The following is a 19423-nucleotide window of genomic DNA, read 5'->3' as shown; positions in this document are numbered from 1 at the left end:
ATAGGTGCTAACGGTCTTGTGTATGAAACGTAGCGTATAAATTAACGCTAACTTTTCGGATTTAGCACGAGCCGAATTTTTTATTTTTATGTTTAATTTTCTTTTATAAATATAACCAAATAAAAAATTTGGCGTACTTTGTAAATATACAAAAACCTCTCGGAAAGCCTATAATAGCTATGTTTTATACACGTTGTTGTGCATAGTGCTTTTCACGTTCAGCTTGGTTTTCCGATGTTTGTTATTTAGTTCGGAATTGAGCGTTGGCAAGACATACTCTTTTGCAATTTTTGGCGTAGCGTTGGCTGTAGCGAATTGAAAATGTGTATGGCTTTGTGCGTTGGCTAATCCTCGTCAATTATTGTCTGTTGTTCATATTCTTCACAAAAAGTTTCAAACTTCATTTCCGTTTCCTTATCCCACATAATTATTCTTTCTTTATCGAGCATTCCAAGTACTTTTTTATATATGTTTTGTGTTTGCTCTGTTAGTCCAATAATTAGAATACAGGATGTTCTTGTTACAATCGTATAAGAGAATTCAAAAACTTCTTTTTCAAATTCTAAGGGAATATTTGTTGACCAAAGCACACATTCTTTTTCTAAACCTTTTAAACTGAGAATCGAATCTGTTTCAACATTGATTGAACGTTGATTAAGTTCCCTTGATAAATTTCCGTCCTTTTCTAAAATTGTGATTTGGTTTAAATCATAAATGCGATATTCTTCAAATATTGATTTCACTTTATTAGCTAACAGCTCAGAATTTTCGCCATAAACAGCAATAGGACGAGAACCAGGTGGTGAACCTTTATATGGAGTTATATTTATAACTCCTTCATCATTTCCAAACTTCTTTACAAGTGCATTAGAAAGGCCTTTTATTGCCTCACTTATTCTTACAGGTAGTCTATATGAACCATCCAATCGGAAAAATCGTCTTGTGTCCATTCTTTCATCTCTAGGTATTCTGGCTGTTGTACCTAAATGAATAGATTGAGCCAAATCGCCAGCAATTGTAAAATTATTTGGGTCTTTAATCAACATATAAAAAATCTCAAAATCTGCCTCTGTGCAATCTTGAAATTCATCTACCAAAATGTAGTCGTATTTCTTTACTAATTCTTGTCTCTTTAATTTTGAATAAAAATAATGTCGTCTCAAAGTGAAACTTTGAATGTTTTCGTTATGCATTCTTTTAGCATATTGAGTAAGACAAAACCAAGCAAGTTTTCTACGATAACTATTTCTTTGAAGTGATGGTGAGTTTCCTCTGCCTTTTCTTTGGACTGTTAAATATTTATCCAGACCTTCTGTAATTCCTACTTGTAAACCATAAATAACTCTATGATATTCCTCAAACAAAAAATCACAATTTAAAATATTATCATATTGGTCATTCGTGATTTTTTCTTGACCTTTTACTATTGCAATAATTTCGTTAAGAATTTGGAAGTGTTGATTGTGGTTAACTAAGCCTCGATATCGGATGCCACCAAGTTTTTTTGGTAACATATCAAAATGTAATAGTCTTATATTGGTTTTTTTAGAGTTTTTAAATATAAAATGACAGGATTTTTCTGCATAACCGTGAAAATTCGTGTCGTAACGAATCTCAAATTTTTCATTATCTAATAATTCGTCAAGCCATTCGGAAAGTTTACCAATAAGTCCTTTATTAAATGACGTTAGTAATATCTCTAAGTCTGGTGAATAATCTTCTTGTTCAACAATATTCTTAATTTTTTCAGTAATTACAATGCTTTTACCACAACCTGCAGGTCCAACTATTACAACTGGTCTTTCGATATTTTCAGATGCTTGAATTTGTTTTTTATTAAGAGTAACTTCTCTTCTAACAGTTATTGGCGGATTAAAAATATTAAGTTCAGAAATCGTTTGCTTATTATATGAGAATGTTATTTCGGCTTGCGGTTTACTTAGTATTAAACCAGAATAGCTGTAGTCTTTCCAAGAAGCTCCTCTATTTAGCTCGTTTATTTTTAATCTTTGGTAAAGTTCAGTTCTTAATTTATTAACGTGGTTTAATGTTTTAGAAAAAATTAAATTGTCATCCGTTACTTCTTCTGAAGTAAAGCCTTGATACTCAAAATCATTTTTTAACTCTTCTAAAAAAGCAACCTTGTCTGCTTGTTTTGAGGTAAGTAAAAGAATCGTATTTGGTTTATATTTATCTACTAAATTACTGAAGTCTTTTGCTATCTCTTCTTTGTTATCAGATGAATCAAAAAGGTAACTTGCAGCCAATAATGGATTTGAAGTTTCTAAATTACGTTCATTACTCCAAGAATTTACTTCGTAATCTGTAATAAAATTTTCATCTATTTCAGGATAGGATTCTTTAAACTTAGGCCACAAATAAGTCCTATTATAATTAAGCATAAAAGGACTTGTGTCAATATTAATTACAGTAATCTTTGGCGGATTAAAACCTAGCCTTTTCATACCAACGTAAATCAATCCTAAAGACCATTGAATTGCACCAGCTCCAGCACCTAAATCAAATACTTCTATATGCTGTCCTTCTAGTTGAATTAGTTTGTCTAAAAAAAATGAGAGAAATGTATTTATTCTTCGTGGCTGATACCATAACGAATATGAGAATGCAGTTCCTGGTCTATCGTAACATAAATCTTTACCTCTAATTAAATTATAGCTTTCGTGATGACATTTTTGAATGTCATAAACAAAATTTGGTTGAGTTCTGTTCGCGTTGTAATAGGTTATTCCAGCACTCGCAATGAGTCTGTCAATTTCGCTTTGTTGAGAGAGAAGCCATTCTTTAATTTTATCTTTCATACTTTAAATAGGTGCAAAGCCATCTTTACCTTCTCCCAACCACGGAAGTTTTTCTTTAAAAACCTTTACTGCATTGTTGTATTTTTCATCGTTCCAATTCATTTTCTTTACTTGACTTAATGCATCTTGTTTTGTGCTTGCAATAAATTTTCCTTTGTCGGGATGAAATGGTTGCACAATAAATTTTTGAATTCCAGTATTTTTTAGTTCTTGAGCAAAAGTCTGTGGGTCTTTAATTGGTAATAATGGTGTCATTGTAATGCAAGCTTGAATATTATTTGCTTGTATTTCTTTAATTGCCTTTAATCTTACTTTGTTTGATGGACACAATGGCTCGAATGCTTTACGCACTTCTTCACTATCTGTGGTAACAGTCATATTCACTTGTACAACTTCAAATTTTTTCAACAAGTCAATATCTCTAGTAACCAAAGGACTTCTCGTTTGAATTACTAAACGTACTTTGTGAAAATCTAAAAGTTCTTTGAGAATACTTCTTGTTAGTTCAAGTTCTTTTTCGATTGGTTGGTATGGGTCAGTAACACTACTGAGATAAATTGTTTTATTGATGAGCGGTTTTTTACGTTTTTTTTGAAGAAGAGCAAGTGCATTTTCTTTTACTTTCAACCATTTTCCCCAATTATCTTTGTCATTTGATGACCTTGCAAAGAAAGCTGCATAACAATAATTGCACCCAAAACTACAGCCTGTGTAAGGATTTAATGTGTAGTCATACGCATTCATAAATCCTTTAGCCTCTGTTAAAATGCTTGCGGATTTGATATATTGAATATCCGTTTGTCCAATTTTAGTTTTTTTATTAAACGGTTTTTCTTCTTCTTTTATGTGACTAAATAAATCCAATATCTTTTATTTTTCAGAAATATAATTGTTTCAGTTGAGTGTTGGCAAGAAACAGCTCTTTTATTTTTTCAGCGTTGGCTTTTCGCGTTGGCAAAAAATAAATGTGCTGTTTGCGCGCTGGCGTTTTTAGCACTAATGTTGAGTTTTAGCACGATTTTCGCATTATGCACAACGGTCTAGTATAAGAATAGTAGCGGATTTTTTTGCACTAACTTTTCGGTTAAACACAGACCTTTTTAAATTTACTTACTTCCCTTTTAGCACCTAAACCGCTATTATTTTTATACATTGTTGTAAAACGTATTTCCTCCCAAACTTTTCTTGAAATTCTATTATCATTCAGATTACATCTTAGTCTTTGACGTCAAAAACAAAAGTGTAAAACTTCAATTTCACATAGGTTGTTTTATAGCTACCGCTTTGGTTTTCAGGTCTTATGTTTTTATCCATCTTAATCTATTAGTCATACTGTTTAAAAATATCCTGCAATTTTGAAAAATCTAATTTTGCAGTAGCTTTAAATAATAGTTTATCGACGTTTTTATAAAACTTTTGATTTGTCCATTCGTTATCATTAATTAAAATAACCCATACTCTACCATCATTTATATTAGCTACCATACTGTAAGAACCAATTAAGGACCCGTTATGCCAAAAGTCTTTATCATTATTTACAAACCACCCCTTAGCGTAGTCTGAATTCTCTATTGAGGTCGAAAGCATAGAATTAATAGAATCAGGCGACAGAATATCCTTCCTGTTGGGGTAACTATCAATAGCACACATTAATTTTGCTAAATCAATGGAATTAGAAATCCAACCACCGCAAGAATCTAACAGGGATAGGTCGAAGGCTCCGTATTCTGGTTTTACCTTTTCTTTAAAAGGATGGAAAGCAGAGTTATTTACGAAACCATAGTCGCTATGATACATTGATTCATTTTCACCAGACTTTTTAGAACCACCTATCTTAGTATCGAACATTTTTAGCGGTATAAGAATTTTTTCTTTTACAGCATTTTCATAGGTTAATCCAGTCAACTTTTCAATAACTCTACCTAAAATGCAATATCCTAAATTTGAATAGGAATAAATAGTACCTGGCGAATAGTCGAGATATTGAGTTTTTAGCATATAACGAATTACGTCCTTTGGTTCGGGCGACCTATCTAGTTTTAAGGAATCAGATATTAGCTGATTCTTAAACATAGGGTCATACTTTTTATGACTATCCCACCCTGCTGTATGCTCTAAAAGTTGACCAACATTTATTTCTAAAACTCTGTCATCAATTATTTTTGAATATATAGTATCATTTAGAATACCACTTGCTCCAAAAACCTTATCTGTAAGGTTGAGTTTCCCTTCTTCAATGAGCTTAAAAATTGTAATAGCAGTGAGGGATTTAGAAATACTCCCAATTCTAAATCGATGTTTTGGTAAAACCTTTTCTTTTTTAGCTTTATTACTGTATCCATAGCCATTAGCATAGACAAGTTGACCTTTGTAAGCAATTGCAACTGAAACACCTGGTATTTCCCATTTTTGCATAAAATCATTGACTTTCTTATCAATTTGATTGGTCATTTGTGCGTATAACCCCATAGAAAAGAAAAGAAGTAACGGAATTAGGTTTATTTTCATTAATATAATTGTTTTTTCCTATTTAGTTAGAACGGATAAAAATCCTTCTAATCCTGATTTACTAGTTTTTTAATAACTAACATTTCTATATTTTTTTTCTAAGTTTAATTCCATTAGTACATAATTTTTGTTTTATTCTTAATTCTTTTCATATGTTTTACAACGGTATTGTGTATGGTTAGTTGCGTGGTTTAGCGACTAAGTTAGCAAACATTTACGAACCCGTGAATATTCCGCAGGAATATTCGCAAGTAGGCTCAATGAAGCAATTAATTATACACGGTGTACCTGTTGCACAAGTCTAAGATATTGAATAATTGTGTATCTTAATGTATGCAAGGCAAGAAAATCTATCAGGAAAAATTATTTAGTAATTTTCAGTTAAGTGATCGGATTCCCAAAGAAAACTTTTATCGTCGTTTATTAGAAGTTTTAGACTTGGACTATTTATACGAACTAACCAAAGAATACTATGGAACTAGCGGACAAAAAAGTATTGATCCTGTGGTGTTTTTTAAACTCTGTTTGGTTGGCTATTTAGAAAATATTATTAGTGATCGCAAGTTAATTGCTCATTGTAGTATGCGTTTGGATATTCTCTATTATTTAGGTTATGATATTGATGAAGAATTACCTTGGCATAGTACGATAAGTAGAACACGCCAGTTATTTCCTGAGTGTGTATTTGAAGAAGTTTTTACACGTGTTTTTATGCTTTGTTTAGACAAAGGCATGGTCAGTGGTCATACACAAGCAATCGATTCTGCGCCTGTAAAAGCGAATGCTTCTATGGATAGTTTGGAGTTAAAAGTTCCCGAAGAAGATTTAGAAACTCATTTATCCAAAGTTCGCGTACAAAGCTACCGAGATCGTCAAGTTGAAAATAAGGCAACTAAAAAGCAACAGATCATTACTGCCACTACACAGGAACTGAGTGCTATTCAATCAAGGAATAAGAAATGGGCAAAAGAGCAAGATCAGCGACCAGGCGCTGGCAATAAAGGGAGTCGTTATACTAGTAATAAAACGCATTACAGTCCCACAGATCCTGATGCACGCATTAGTGTAAAACCAGGAAAAGCAAGAAAGCTGAACTATATGAGTCAACTTAGTGTTGATACGGCACATCATGTGATTAGTGATATAAAGGCGTATCATGCGGATAAGAAAGACAATCAATACTTAAAAGATATCACAATCAGAGTACAAAGGCGTTTGCGTACATCAGGCGTTCTTTTAGAAAATATAGTGGCTGATACAGGATATAGCAGCGGAGAGAATTACGCGTTTTTAGAAGCTCAAAGCTTGAAAAGTTACATTCCACCACATGGAACTTACAAAGGTGGGCCAACTGATTTTATATATGTTAAAGAAAAGGATCATTATATATGTCCGAAGGGAAAGATTATTCCATTCAAAAAAGTATTTTTAGACTATCGTACCAAAACCAAAAAGAAAGAATATCGTGGTTCTTCCAAAATATGCAAAGGCTGCCCAATAGCTTCACAATGCTTAGGCAAAACAGCTAAAGAAAAGAAGTTCTCTGTTACGTATTATCGAGAAGAATATGAACGAAATATAACAAGAGTCAATAGCAAACAAGGGCGTTATATGAAGAGGAAACGGCAAAGTACCGTAGAACCAGTATTTGGAACACTAAAGGAATATATGGGACTTAGAAAGGTGAACACTTTAGGCATTAAACAAGCAAACAAAGTAATGCACTTGGCTGCAATTGCCTATAATTTAAAGAAATACTTGAAATTCATCACAAAAACTACAAAAAGTGGAGCAAGATCACTTGCTCTTATCATTTTTAAAATAAAGTCACTATTTGGTAATGATAGCTTGATTTTAAGCGGTACTAATTTTAGGATTCAATAGTAAAACTCAAAAGAAAGACATCCTTAAATAGGCTGAGAATGCCTTGTTTTTTATAAAATTATGGGGTTGTGCAACGGTTACCGGTGTTGTACGCAGTTTTTTTATTCATTAGTTAAAGTGAAATACTATTCCGTGATTTAATTCTACCGCTTTTTGAAATGCTTTTTTATATGTCTCTAAATGAGGTAAAATGTAATTCCAGAAGTTAGGTTCAGTCCAATCTTCTAATCTTTTGGCAAGATAAACTTGTTTTTCAGCCATTAGTTTTCGGTCGCAAACTTCTTTTATTCCATCGTCATTTATTCCACAAAGTAATTCATTCACACGTTTTGCTTTTCCAGATTCAATGTATTTCGAGTCAAGTATATTTAAAAATTTATCTTCAGTATTGTCTTTTTGCTTTATTAAGAATCTAGTAATGTCCCAACCTTTGTCCATTGAGAAAACCGTATCGTTTTGTCTATGGTGTTTTCCATAAATATATGCGTAATTTTCATCAAGAAATTCTTCCGCAACTTCTGCTTTTAATTTTTTCAGTTCTTCTATTTCAGAGTCAGATATTCTATATAATTCACAGACAATTCCCAAATTCAGTCGGTTTTTATGGTTTTCTCAAATTGCATACAACGTTAAGTGTAAACTGCGTTTTAATGCAGATTTACACAATGTTATATATATGTTTTTTTGCGTTCTTTATTGAACTAAAATACAACTTAAATTTAAGCAAAAAAACAGGAGTTCAAAAAAGAGCCCAAATGAGCATTAAAATCCGCTTGAAATAAAAAAAAGGATGCGCTTTATATTAGTATAAGGCGTGTGCTGTTTTTAACACTTACAACGTTAGATTTTATCGTTTTTTTATAAGGAGTTGATTTTGTCAAATAAATCCACTACCTTAATTCAAGTTTTTGAGTACATTAACAATGTTTGAAAGAACTGTCTTTCACAGTGTAACTGACAAAAACTTAAATGAAAATCTATTGATTTTAAAAACTACATAAAATCGTTCCAAAATCCCTTTTTCTAACGGATGTCTCCGATTCTTTTTTGAATTATATATAACGTATGTATATACGGAACTTTTACTAAAAGTTCCTGTTATTTCTCTTATAACCAAACCTATTTTATTTTCTAGAATTAGTTATTTTTAAAGTTATATGAATCTTAATTAAAATCAAAATCATCTAACGGGTTTTTTATGTTTTCTATACCTGTATGTGTAATATGCGTATAGATTTCGGTTGTCTTGGAACTTTGATGTCCTAATATATATTGTATGTAGCGTAAACTAATCCCTTTTTCAAGTAAATGTGTGGCAAAACTGTGTCGTAGTGTATGTGGTGTAACTTTTTTAGTTATTCTAGCAGCGAGACAATATTTAGTTAGAAACTTTCGGATGCTAGAAGCTGTATATTTTCCTCCTTTTTGACCTTCTACTAGATATTCTTCTGGAACATATTTTTTGCAATAAATTACGATTAACTTCATAGTTCTTTCAGCGATAATAACATAACGATCTTTTTTTCCTTTACCAGCCACGATATGTATTTTCTTTTGCTCTAAATCTATGGATGATAACTTTAAATTAATAAGTTCGCTTACCCTGAGTCCACAACTATAAATTACGGTTAATGTGGTTTTATGTTTTAAATTAGAAACTGTTTTAAGTAATGAAATAGTCTCTTTTTGTGATAAAACGATTGGTAATGGTTTACTTTTTTTTGGACGATCTATGAAATAGGTGTGTTGTTTTCCTCCTAATACTTTTTCATAATAAAACTTTATCGCATTAATCATTTGATTTTGATAAGATTCACTAATTTCTCTTTCTTGAATTAAATACCTTAAATATGATTTAATCATTTCATTTGTAATCTCCTGAGGTTGATAGGCATAATGGTACGTGAAGAATATGGACAAAAAATTTGAATATGTTTTGATTGTAGAGTTACTATACCGCAGTGCTTTTAATTTATCGATAGCGCTACTAGGACATTTTCGGTGGTGTTCTTCTAATATATTTGACTTTACAGATTCCTTAGGTTTTGTTTTTCTTTTGTCTACATAGTCAATCAGAAAATAATCCTTCAACAGTGATTCTAATTTATCAACATTCGTTTCTGTATATGGGATTGTCCAATGTTTGTATGTTGTATTGTAATGATAATAGCTTAGTGATTTTATATATTCTATGCCTTTTTGTGTAGGATGACAAGTAATACGTAACCTATTTCCTTTTAGTATTAGAAAAGTGATCTTTTTTTTTGATTGTCTTGCAATAGACTTTAAAAACGTTTTGACTTGTTCATTTTTAGGAAACAGCCACTGTTTGTATGTATTTGACCACTTAGAAAGAATATGATTTTTTATGAGTACACTTCTTTCATCATTTTTAGGGATTGCTACACCATACCAATGTTTATTTCTGTAAAAAATCTCTATTACTTTCATGCAAAGTTCCTGTTATCATACCAAATAGGAGGAATATACGGAAGTTTTGTTTTCAACTTTATATATATTTAATAAGCGTCAGAAATATTGTATGAACGTTCGTTTTTTTACTATTTATACAAATCAAATTCTTTATTCGTTTCTATCTCAATAAATCTTGGAACTTCAGATACAAAATAACTTGGAATGCCTTTATTGGTTTCTATGTAATTATACACTTGTGGTAATGTGATTTTACCTTTAATATAAAGTTTGATTTTATCACGAACTTTTTCTTCATTAGTTTTTTGTCTACGTCTTGCACCAGCTTTTGTTGCTGCTTGTTGCTTTCTTATTGCACGTAAATCTTTGTATTTTTGATATTGCTTTAGCCATTGTAATGTGTAAGCAAATCCGCCTTCACTTGGCAGTTTTCGTGTTGGGTCAAAATAGATACACGGAAAATGTATGATATATTGTTTTTTACTTTTGAAAAAACGCTTAGCACGACCAATTCGATATACTAAAAAGCCAAACATGTATAGAAGCGTTTCTTTTCGTGGAATACTTCCGTTTGGGTTACGTAAGTATTCATCATCAATTTGAATATAGGCTTTGTGCCAACTTCCATAATACACATTCATTCCTTTCCAAATGGAAGCAGACATCTTTAGAAATAGTTGTAAAAGTAATTCCCTAAACTCCTCTCTTGACATGGCACCTTTCAAAGCTTCCATTTCTAAACGTCTGTTCATGTTGAGAGTAGAATAGCTATACGTATCATAGTGATGTGCTGTTAGCGATTGTAACAATGCAGTTCTGTAGTGTATTTGACTACGCAAGTACTCTGATAACTCATTTTTCGGATAATTTTCGCCGCTGCCTAGTTTGCCTGCGTTTTGATTGGAAACTTTTTGTGGTTTATCCTCTTTGGTGTTCTTGTCAGTGTTCTTGTTTTTACTGCTATTTTCAGCAGTAAAAGAATTTACTTCCTTCTCATGGGAATGGTTATCAACATTCCCTACTTTTTTTATTATTTCTTTAGTAAATATTCTTGTATCTACACTAAAGTCCAGTCGTTTTGTTGCACTAGATGGTTTAACTTGTTGATTATCAGTAAATCCTCTTCGGTTGTCACGAAAGACAAAAATAGCCCCATTTATATAGTAATTAACAGGCAAACTTTTGCCTTTAAAATCGTATTGTACAAATACACCTGCATCTTTTAATCGACGCACATGCCTGCGAATAGCATCACGTTTTAATAGCATTCTTTTTTCACCTTCTTTAGTGAAATTACAAACTTCTGTAGATGTTACTTCTACTTTAGGAAAAGACATCTTTACACCACTTGAGAGTTGTTGTAATTGTTTGCGAAGCTTTATGAGCTGCTGAGAATACAACCATAGAATAATTTCAAAAGTGTCTAACTGAGCTTGTTTAACTTCAATATGCTTTTTCATTTTTAGTAATGGTTTTTCTCCATTAACTTTTTCAACAAGATCATTGAATTCAATTTTTGGAAGCAAATCGTTTTTAATTCCATTAGTTAGTTGTGCTTCAAAATTGGTTTGTGAAATGAGCGCCTGTTTTTGTAGCTGATTCGCTTTTACATAAGATAAAACACGTTTGTTATATTCTTTTACTTTTTTATTCAAACTTGGCACTTTGGCATTATAGGCATTTATAAAAATGCGATAACGTTGCATAGTTTCCGCCTTATCTTCCGATAGAAAATAGGGGCATTGTATATACTTTGGTATATGATTACTGATTAATTGCATTTAAGGTACATCTTATGGTTAAATAATCGTAGGTGTCAAACTTTCGTAAAGAGTTAGATATATATTCGTGATGGACTGCTTTTATTGATTTTAGAATGGTATAAACTCGTTCTATTTTTTTCATTCTTTTATCTACGCATGATATTTTTTTGACTGTTATGAGAAGTTCTAAAGAGTCCTCATATTTAGAAATTAAAATATCTTTAAATGCAGGAATAGTTATCAATTCAAGAAAGGCAACAACTTCATTAGTGGAACAATTGCATAGAACGACATTCCTACTATCGAAAATTGTACTAGCTTTTGGTATATGTATTTGTTCTATTAACATATTTTATTTTTTATGTGAATACTCAAAGACGCAACATTAGTGCGTCTCTGAAATTCACTTTTGATGAATTAAATTCATCCTCTTATGGCTCTTTCTAATTCATTATAACTTACCACTTGTCCTTGCGACAATACACAAAACTCATCACGCAACATACCGTTAGTGAGTTTTCCAAATCCTTTATAATCCCTTAAATGATTATAAATACTTAATCTTACTTTTAATCTTCTTTTTGTTGCCATTTATAAATACTTTAATTCGTTATATACATCGCCAAAATATCGTCCGTTGCTTGCTCAAGAGTTACTAACTTATTTTTCTTAGGAGTTCTTTTTTGTTTTGGTTGTTGCACTCCTAACATTTTATATAGCTTCGGTAACTCATCTTTCGATAAGGCTTGAATTACATTATATGCCGTTGCTGCTTTCAAATAATTTATAGGAATAGTCTATTATAAAATGCTAGTAGATGTAAGATTTAACTTAGTTTTATCAAGATTTGTTTTAAAAAACATATATTTGTGACGTTTATAATTTCTTTATTAGAACAATTAGAACGAATATATAATTTATTTAGAACAAAAAGAACAAATAAAGAACTTTTGTTCTTTATTTAACATTTCTTTGCAATGGACTATAAAATAGCTTTAGAGTATTTGAATAAGAAAGGAGTTACTGCTCAACAATTAGCCAACCATTCGGGGTTAAGCAAGGGATCACTTTATTCGGTTTTAAATGGTGATACTCAAAATCCAAGAAAAAACACAAAAGATGCTATCATTTCATTAGCAAAAGCGTTAATGCAAACCAATAATGAAGTTTTGGAAGCTGGCGTTGTAATTAGTGCGGATGAAGATATTTTAGATAAAAAGGATAAGAACTATATTAAAAAACTAGCCCTTGAAATAAGAGAGAATAGAGATGCTTTGTTTGAGGAACAGGCATTTAAGGACTTTATATATATAGAAACTTTAAAAATGGTATTATTAGCCAAAGAAGGGGATAGTGTAAGTATGGAAAAGCTTGTAGATTTAAACAAATAATAAACCATCAATCTTCTTCATTATTGTCTTTGATTGATATTTTAAAAGACACCTCAGTATTAGTAGCTTCAATATAATCATCTAAGGATACATTATAATCACCTATCTTTTCTAAGAGTTCTTTGATCTCTATTTTATTTTTAACTCTAGTAATTGCTTCTAATTCTTGAAGTTTTTGTTTTTTCGCTTTTTCGCTTTCTTCCATATTTTACAGGGCGATCATATGATGATCACTTATATTTTTATGAAATCAGCTTGGGGAAGCTATCTTTTAAACTATGTGGATATACAAAATTAAAACAAAGTTTTTCGCCTTTACGGAAAACCGTAAAAAAATTGTGTTAAAAACTAACGTCAATATTTATGCCATATTGTATACTTAAAATTCAATCGTATAAATATCTCCATAATCTTCGGGCAATGTAGCTCCAATATCACGTAAGTAATTTTTAAGACCTGCAATAGATTTATGTCTAGTAATTGACATTAGACGGAAAAGGATTTGATCGTGTGGCATTCCAGTATCTCTAAGCGATTTAAAAATATTTATAGCTGCTGAATGTCTAAAGGAGTACAACGTATGTTCCATATCTAATTTAAGCGGTTCTCTTACATTAGTATTGAAACGTTTAGAAAAGTAGCCAGATTTATTATCAGCTTCTGTATTCCAAGCAGCAGGATGACCAAAACGAGTAATTAAAAAGTCATTACGATCATATTTTTCAATATTCATTGCGCGAATAATATCTTCTAATTCTTTTATGATAGGAATAGCGGTTTGTGCTTCAACTTTAGTGCCTATGAAAATTCGTTTAGAATCAAGATCTATATCTTTAATACGAATGTTACAAACTTCTTTATTTCTTAAAAAAGCATAGGACATAAATTGAATAAATACCCTTAGATATGGATCATGTATATTTAAATGCTCACGAATTTCTTTTACCTGTTTATTTGAAAAAGGCTTATTTTTCTTTGGGGTACTTTTCTTGGGTTTTACTTTCCCTATAAAATTATTTGGAATAATATCATCATTTTCCAATATTGAGAATAAAGATGATAATGTAGCTCTGTAGTTGTTCTTTGTCTTAGGTGCTAAAGGTTTTGATTTCTGCGCCTTATTCTTTGGTTTTGTTTTAAGTTGATTTAGAAATGACGTAATGTGATTTCTCTGTAATTCACTGATATCTTTGTGTAACAAATCTTTTTCCGCTAACCATTCAATGAATCTATCATAATGACCTTTCATTGAACCTGCTGTCTTTTTTGCCCAATCTGGTTCACGTTGTTTTAATGCAAAAGCTAGTGCATTTTTTATAGTGTAAGGAGTCTCTGTAGTTGTAACGGGAACTTGTGGAACTTTTTCTATGACATTTTTTGGTCCTCTAATTTTTTCTAAGCGCTCTTTTGTTTGTTGATTATTCTCGTAAGGAGAAAACCCATCTTTCAATAAATTAAGTAATGCTTTGCGGTATGTATTTAAAACTTCTATGCGTTCAGCTCTAGTTTTAAACCTATTTGCGCCTTTGAAGATTGGTTTTTGCCTTTTCATTTTACCATCTTCGGGGTTTCTGTAGTAGAAATATACGTACCAACGCTTGGTAAGATCACCTTTAGCATCATATATTTTTGGCTCTGAATACATCTTTTTTGCCATAGAAATATACTCGTTTACATACTCGTTTGTTAAAATTAGGTCGAATGTAGTCATAAAAAAACGGTTTTCCAAAAGTGGAAAACCGTATAAACATTGACTTTATCTATCTGTAGCGAGAACGAGAATTGAACTCGTGACCTCCGGGTTATGAACTCAATGAGTGAAAAAATAACAACTGATTATCAGTTGATTAGATTTTCTTAGCCCTGCTTATAATAGACAATCTATATGCGTTTGTATATGCGTTTAGATTTTCATCATTTTATGATTAATAATATTCAAATATAGTATTTTTATTTATGACTTTTGTCTTCTGAAAAATACGATTGAGGAAAACCGTAAAATTTAATAATTCATAATAATTATATTGTCATTTGATAATTAGTTATTCCTATGAACGAATATGATAAGATATATCAAGAAATAAATAAATCGGTTTACGATGGTGCCTATAAACTTCAAGATATACACTTTCGTATCAGTTCTAATTTACATAGTAATACATATTATTATGTAGAAAGATTTTTACAAGACAAATCCAAATGTGAATCTCTCTGTAATTTTTTTATTAAAAAATTAAAAGCTAATAATCATGATTCTAATATAACTTTTATAGGGTATTTAAATTATACTGGACTTTGCCTGAACTATATAACGAGTAAGTTATCGAACATTAATTATGGAATTATAGAAAATGGAGAAGAAGGCTTTAGTTGGCAATTCATTCCGAAACCAAAAGATAAAATAATAATTGTATTACCTATTTCATGTACTTTTGCCACCTATTTCAAATTAAAAAAGTGGATACACTCTAGAGGAGAAGCTTATGGAAAAAAGGTTATAACTACTTTTTATAATTTATTTACAGTATTTGATACTGATTTGAAAGCACTTGGTAACTCTACCCTACAATTGAATAATTTCGATCACGCATACAAAGAAGCTAGTAATTTATATAAAAACTATAATTGGAGTGAAATTAACACTGAAGGAGTTATTATTGGAGATTTAAGTAACTCTACTAATTATTCTTCCAATGTATTAATTAGATTATATTCAAAATTACAAATAGCAGAATCTTGTCAATACTGCTACCCAAAAGAAAATTGGTTTGAAAATGCTCAACCATTAATTTTATCACATCCTTACCTTGATTTTCCTAATCAAATATTTAGTTTGCCATTTTTTGATGCAAATGAAAATAGTAATTCTTCTAATATTTTTGAAGGAAATGATTTTTTAAACAAATATCAGGTTTATGTTAATTTGTCGGCAAGAGAGAGTCAATATTTGAGCTATATAAGAGGAAACGAATTTTATAAAGAAAATAGAGATGATATCTTGGATTATTTTAAAGAAATTTTCAAAAAAGTTTTAGACTCGAATATAAAAAAAATAGTATTCATTACTAGTGATGGAGGTAAAAGCTCTAATTTTCTTGAAGATTTTAGTTTGGATAAAGATTTTCAATATATAAACATACAAATATTGAGGTTTAATCCATCTTATGAGAGCATTGAAACATTTATGAACCTTAATAAAGAAAGAATTTACTCAAATTCAAGTCTTATTATTTTTTATGAAGATGTAATTGCTGGGGCTAAAACTTTTAAACTATTAAGTGATTATATAAAGCATTACAGATTAACTGACAGAAATGAAACAGTAATTAATAGACATGGTTTTGATTTTATATGGACTTTGATAGACAGAAGCAATTATTTCATTAAAAGTGAAATAATTAAAAAAATAAACTCTCCAATAATTGAAAACCCAGAAAGTAGGTTCATAATTTACAGGAACTTAAACGTACCTATACTTTCATCTTTCCACATAGAGAACCCCCTCAATAAAAAATTAAATGATTTAAAAAAAATTTTAAGAAATAGTCATTTAGATTATGTTTCACTTAGAATAATCGAAGAGATTAAAAAGAATCAATTCATAAAGTTGCCAGAAATTAATAAGGAGTATTCAAATGAAGAGCAAATTAAATATTTTCCGTTTGGCAGTATTGAAAATAAATATGATGAAAAATTAATTAAAATTTATGAGCCTTATTTTCATAAGGCGAATCATAGCTTGCTAAGATTGTATCTTTCAGATAGGGTTAGTTCACATCTTTCAGATTTTTTTTCTGAAAATTTATCACCTAAAAATGAAAGTCGTTTCTCGCTTATTGATTTAATTAAAATTATAGATCAAGAATCAAAAGAAATAGCTGAAAATTTTCTAGTATCGAAAGAACATAATATGTCTAACGAGAGAAAATTAAATATTGAGAAAGATATAATAAGAGATAGTCTAATTAAGTTGCTATCAAGACAACCATTCCAATATTACAAAGGAATTAAAGATGAAATATTCTCTTATTGTTTGAGAGAGCTTGAAAAAATTCATTTGGACCTGCCTGATAACTCAATCAAATCGTTTAATGTATTCCGAAACCTTAAATTTTACGTAAAACGAAACGTCGACTTGGGAAGTAATTATATACTTTCAAAAACATTTTTCTTGTCAATTAAGGATTATTACAATTATGATAATGAATCTAGATTATTGAAATTATATTCAAAGACCAAAATAAAACTAGATGAAGATCTTAAAAATGGAAAAATTAGTTTTGACTATCACTTGAAGAGCATAAATAATATTGAGTACAAACGTAATCAATTAGTAACTTATTTTGACTTCTTACTTACCTGTTATAAAGACTTAATTCATCAAGAGCCAAGTCGAACATTATATCTCGAAAAAATAATAAATGATGAAGACGTGTTGCCCAATGGATTAATTTTCAAAGAAGAAGAAGATTATGATATGCCGAAATTAGTTAATCTTATCATGAACCCTTATTTTCATTTTACAGGAGCTGTAAAAGCTGAAAATCTTAATTTTATTCATGATTTAATTTCATTGCATCTAAACAAAGGAAATTACAAAGAAGGGGAAAGGAAAAAAGTTTTCCCATACTATAAAAAATACTATTTCAATCAACAGAATAAAAAAGATCCAGCGATTATAAATATTAGAAAGTTTGTCGCTAATTCAAGATTCAATTTATTAAAAAGGGAATCTAATGATAAGGATAAAATAAATGAAATTATAGATGCTTATGCACAGATGGTAATATTGATAGACAAATTAAAATCATCAAAAGTAGACTATAATAGCACAAAAAAATTTAATGATGCTTTAAGTGGTTTATTGATTGATATCAAATTAATTTTTTCATCAAAAAAAGATAATGATCTCCAAGTAGGTTTGTTTTATGATTATGGAGAGTTAGAATCTCATCATAACAAAGCTCAAATTTATTATTGTTTATCATCCTCTGAAAACTTTTGGTTAGAATCTACAATTTTAGACGAAAAAGGATTTGTTTTAAAATTTATTAAAGGACTTTACACAGAAAGTTCAAAAGGAAGACTTCAGTCTTTTATAGCTGGAATTAAAACTCATAAAAAGTGGATTGCCTTTGAAGAAAATTATTTTGATGTAAATGATGAAAAGCATACAATTGATGAATTATTAAATAATGACATGCTAACAGAAAGGAATGAGTCATATCCATACTTGTTAAATGATTCATCAATGTTCATGGCGATCAAACTCACAGATCTGCTTGATGAGGATATTGCAGCGAACTATGAACATAAAGGAAAGGCTGTATTAATGTTTACAACAAAATCTAAACTGTCATTCAAAAATTTTTTAGATTTTTTCAGTAATGAAAAATTCAGACTGATACTAGCTATAAAAAAATATATTTTAGAGTATTTACAAAAACAATTTAACAATACAGCTTTCATAGAGGTAATACAAAACAAATCAAAGGTTAGGTATCAAAAAGTATTAAGACATCAATTAGGGACATATTATAACAATCTTGATCTGCTTTATAGCAGTGAAAATTCAGATAATAATAAACTAGAGTTTAACATCACGTTAAATGCAATTAGAAGTCAAGTAGCAGCTTATGATAGTAAGTATATATTAGGAGAGGGTTTAAAAACGAGGAAAGAAATTGATATTTTAATAAAAACAGTTTTTCGTTCCAAATGTCTTGGGAAGCGAGAGTTTAGACATTATTATATATATAATAAAGTAAATGAATTTATAATTCCAGATATAGTTTATAATGTAATAATTCCTCAATTATTAATTAATATTAAGCAGTACACAGAAAATATTCCAAGCCAAATAGAAATATATATTATTTCAGATGTAAATAGTATTAATTTTTTATTTAAAAATAAAATTGCACATCATAAAGTACTAAATACGAAAAATGTTAGTAAGAAAGAAGGGAGAATAATGTGTGAAAAAATAATTGACAACTATAATGAATTTTTAAGAACAAATAATAATGTACATGAAATTAAAGAGATTAAATTTTCCTATCCCAAAGAAAATTTTAAACATTTAGAATATTATGAAACTAGTATAAAAATTATATTTAATGATTAACATATTGATTTTAGAAGACACGCAATCAGATTTTGAAATAATTTTAAACTATATTTTTAGCTTGAATAAAGAAGGAGGTATGAATATATATCCAAATATAGATTCTAAAGGAGAAAATTATTTTGAAGTAAATAGTTATGGGACTGATTGGCATTACATTCAAGAAACGTTTGAAAAAAAATATTCGAGTGGAGCGTCTCATATAAATGATTTTTTTAAAGAAATAATTGATGTATATGAAGGTGTTAATATTTACATAGTAGATATAAATCTTATTAATCTTGAAGATCGCTTAGGTATTAAGTTTTTAGAGTATTTAGATAAAAATACAAAAACAGAAGCTCACAAACATTATATAATTATTTCTACTGATACATATGCAGGAGAAATAAACATTGATGAAAATAAATATTCTTTTATTTCTAAATATAATAGTATATCAAATATTAAAAATGAGTTAATATATAGAGTCTCAAGAATAATTGAAAAAATATAAAA

The 19423-nt window shown here is 29.8% G+C and carries 14 protein-coding genes; 4 read left to right on the top strand and 10 right to left on the bottom strand.

The features are described 5' to 3' along the window. Nucleotides 1-344: 344 nt before the first annotated feature. From ACQ654_RS05385 to ACQ654_RS05375, 3 genes are all read right to left on the bottom strand, one after another. Entirely contained in the window at nt 345-2819 is a 2475-nt protein-coding gene (locus ACQ654_RS05385) for a UvrD-helicase domain-containing protein (protein WP_430409302.1), read from the bottom strand. Nucleotides 2820-2822: 3 nt separating this feature from the next. Then, the gene (locus tag ACQ654_RS05380; protein WP_430409301.1) at nt 2823-3683 is read right to left on the bottom strand and encodes an SPL family radical SAM protein; all 861 of its coding nucleotides are present in this window, start codon (nt 3681-3683) and stop codon (nt 2823-2825) included. 459 nt (nt 3684-4142) lie between these two features. Further along, a complete protein-coding gene (locus ACQ654_RS05375) occupies nt 4143-5327 on the bottom strand; it encodes a serine hydrolase domain-containing protein (RefSeq protein WP_430409300.1) in 1185 nt (394 codons plus the stop codon). A gap of 333 nt (nt 5328-5660) precedes the next feature. Here ACQ654_RS05375 and ACQ654_RS05370 point away from each other — a divergent pair, with 333 nt between their 5' ends. Then, on the top strand, nt 5661-7211 hold the full coding sequence (locus ACQ654_RS05370; RefSeq protein WP_430409299.1) for an IS1182 family transposase: 1551 nt from the start codon (nt 5661-5663) through the stop codon (nt 7209-7211). Nucleotides 7212-7319: 108 nt separating this feature from the next. On the opposite strand, the gene ACQ654_RS05365 is transcribed toward ACQ654_RS05370, so the two are convergent. The 5 genes from ACQ654_RS05365 to ACQ654_RS05345 all read right to left on the bottom strand — a co-directional run bounded on the left by ACQ654_RS05365 (nt 7320) and on the right by ACQ654_RS05345 (nt 12186). Continuing rightward, nucleotides 7320-7799 carry a DUF1877 family protein gene (locus tag ACQ654_RS05365; RefSeq protein WP_430409298.1) on the bottom strand — a complete coding sequence of 160 codons (480 nt, stop codon included), beginning with the start codon at nt 7797-7799 and terminating at the stop codon, nt 7320-7322. A 576-nt stretch (nt 7800-8375) separates the two neighbouring features. Next, on the bottom strand, nt 8376-9662 hold the full coding sequence (xerA, locus tag ACQ654_RS05360) for a site-specific tyrosine recombinase/integron integrase (RefSeq protein ID WP_430409297.1): 1287 nt from the start codon (nt 9660-9662) through the stop codon (nt 8376-8378). 110 nt (nt 9663-9772) lie between these two features. Continuing rightward, a complete protein-coding gene (locus ACQ654_RS05355; protein ID WP_430409296.1) occupies nt 9773-11350 on the bottom strand; it encodes a hypothetical protein in 1578 nt (525 codons plus the stop codon). Nucleotides 11351-11830: 480 nt separating this feature from the next. Continuing rightward, a complete protein-coding gene (locus ACQ654_RS05350; protein WP_430409295.1) occupies nt 11831-11998 on the bottom strand; it encodes a hypothetical protein in 168 nt (55 codons plus the stop codon). Between the two features lie 11 nt (nt 11999-12009). Further along, nucleotides 12010-12186, bottom strand: a complete 177-nt coding sequence (locus ACQ654_RS05345) for a hypothetical protein (protein ID WP_430409294.1) — start codon at nt 12184-12186, stop codon at nt 12010-12012. 198 nt (nt 12187-12384) lie between these two features. Between ACQ654_RS05345 and ACQ654_RS05340 the strand changes: the two genes are divergently transcribed. Continuing rightward, nucleotides 12385-12798 (top strand): helix-turn-helix domain-containing protein, encoded by a 414-nt coding sequence (locus tag ACQ654_RS05340; RefSeq protein ID WP_430409293.1) that lies wholly within the window; start codon nt 12385-12387, stop codon nt 12796-12798. A 7-nt stretch (nt 12799-12805) separates the two neighbouring features. Here the strand turns inward: ACQ654_RS05340 and ACQ654_RS05335 are convergent, their stop codons facing one another. Together ACQ654_RS05335 and ACQ654_RS05330 are read right to left on the bottom strand one after the other, a co-directional pair. Further along, entirely contained in the window at nt 12806-13003 is a 198-nt protein-coding gene (locus ACQ654_RS05335; RefSeq protein ID WP_430409292.1) for a hypothetical protein, read from the bottom strand. Between the two features lie 174 nt (nt 13004-13177). After that, entirely contained in the window at nt 13178-14509 is a 1332-nt protein-coding gene (locus ACQ654_RS05330) for a tyrosine-type recombinase/integrase (RefSeq protein ID WP_430409291.1), read from the bottom strand. 339 nt (nt 14510-14848) lie between these two features. On the opposite strand from ACQ654_RS05330, the gene ACQ654_RS05325 reads away from it, so the two are divergent. Then, nucleotides 14849-18925 (top strand): hypothetical protein, encoded by a 4077-nt coding sequence (locus ACQ654_RS05325; protein ID WP_430409290.1) that lies wholly within the window; start codon nt 14849-14851, stop codon nt 18923-18925. Next, nucleotides 18918-19421 carry a hypothetical protein gene (locus ACQ654_RS05320; RefSeq protein WP_430409289.1) on the top strand — a complete coding sequence of 168 codons (504 nt, stop codon included), beginning with the start codon at nt 18918-18920 and terminating at the stop codon, nt 19419-19421. The genes ACQ654_RS05325 and ACQ654_RS05320 overlap by 8 nt, the downstream gene beginning before the upstream one ends. Nucleotides 19422-19423: the final 2 nt, after the last annotated feature.

The sequence above is a fragment of the Kordia sp. genome (assembly GCF_965283645.1).
Classification (GTDB): Bacteria; Bacteroidota; Bacteroidia; order Flavobacteriales; family Flavobacteriaceae; genus Kordia.
This window is presented reverse-complemented; position numbering and strand designations above follow the sequence as displayed.

What these genes read in the sequence shown, in the direction of transcription:
- ACQ654_RS05320 (WP_430409289.1), top strand. Translation starts at nt 18,918, where the DNA reads ATGATTAACATATTGATTTTAGAAGACACGCAATCAGATTTTGAAATA.
- ACQ654_RS05355 (WP_430409296.1), bottom strand. Translation starts at nt 11,350, where the DNA reads ATGCAACGTTATCGCATTTTTATAAATGCCTATAATGCCAAAGTGCCA.
- ACQ654_RS05370 (WP_430409299.1), top strand. Translation starts at nt 5,661, where the DNA reads ATGCAAGGCAAGAAAATCTATCAGGAAAAATTATTTAGTAATTTTCAG.
- ACQ654_RS05325 (WP_430409290.1), top strand. Translation starts at nt 14,849, where the DNA reads ATGAACGAATATGATAAGATATATCAAGAAATAAATAAATCGGTTTAC.
- ACQ654_RS05335 (WP_430409292.1), bottom strand. Translation starts at nt 13,003, where the DNA reads ATGGAAGAAAGCGAAAAAGCGAAAAAACAAAAACTTCAAGAATTAGAA.
- xerA (WP_430409297.1), bottom strand. Translation starts at nt 9,662, where the DNA reads ATGAAAGTAATAGAGATTTTTTACAGAAATAAACATTGGTATGGTGTA.
- ACQ654_RS05330 (WP_430409291.1), bottom strand. Translation starts at nt 14,509, where the DNA reads ATGACTACATTCGACCTAATTTTAACAAACGAGTATGTAAACGAGTAT.
- ACQ654_RS05340 (WP_430409293.1), top strand. Translation starts at nt 12,385, where the DNA reads ATGGACTATAAAATAGCTTTAGAGTATTTGAATAAGAAAGGAGTTACT.
- ACQ654_RS05375 (WP_430409300.1), bottom strand. Translation starts at nt 5,327, where the DNA reads ATGAAAATAAACCTAATTCCGTTACTTCTTTTCTTTTCTATGGGGTTA.
- ACQ654_RS05350 (WP_430409295.1), bottom strand. Translation starts at nt 11,998, where the DNA reads ATGGCAACAAAAAGAAGATTAAAAGTAAGATTAAGTATTTATAATCAT.
- ACQ654_RS05385 (WP_430409302.1), bottom strand. Translation starts at nt 2,819, where the DNA reads ATGAAAGATAAAATTAAAGAATGGCTTCTCTCTCAACAAAGCGAAATT.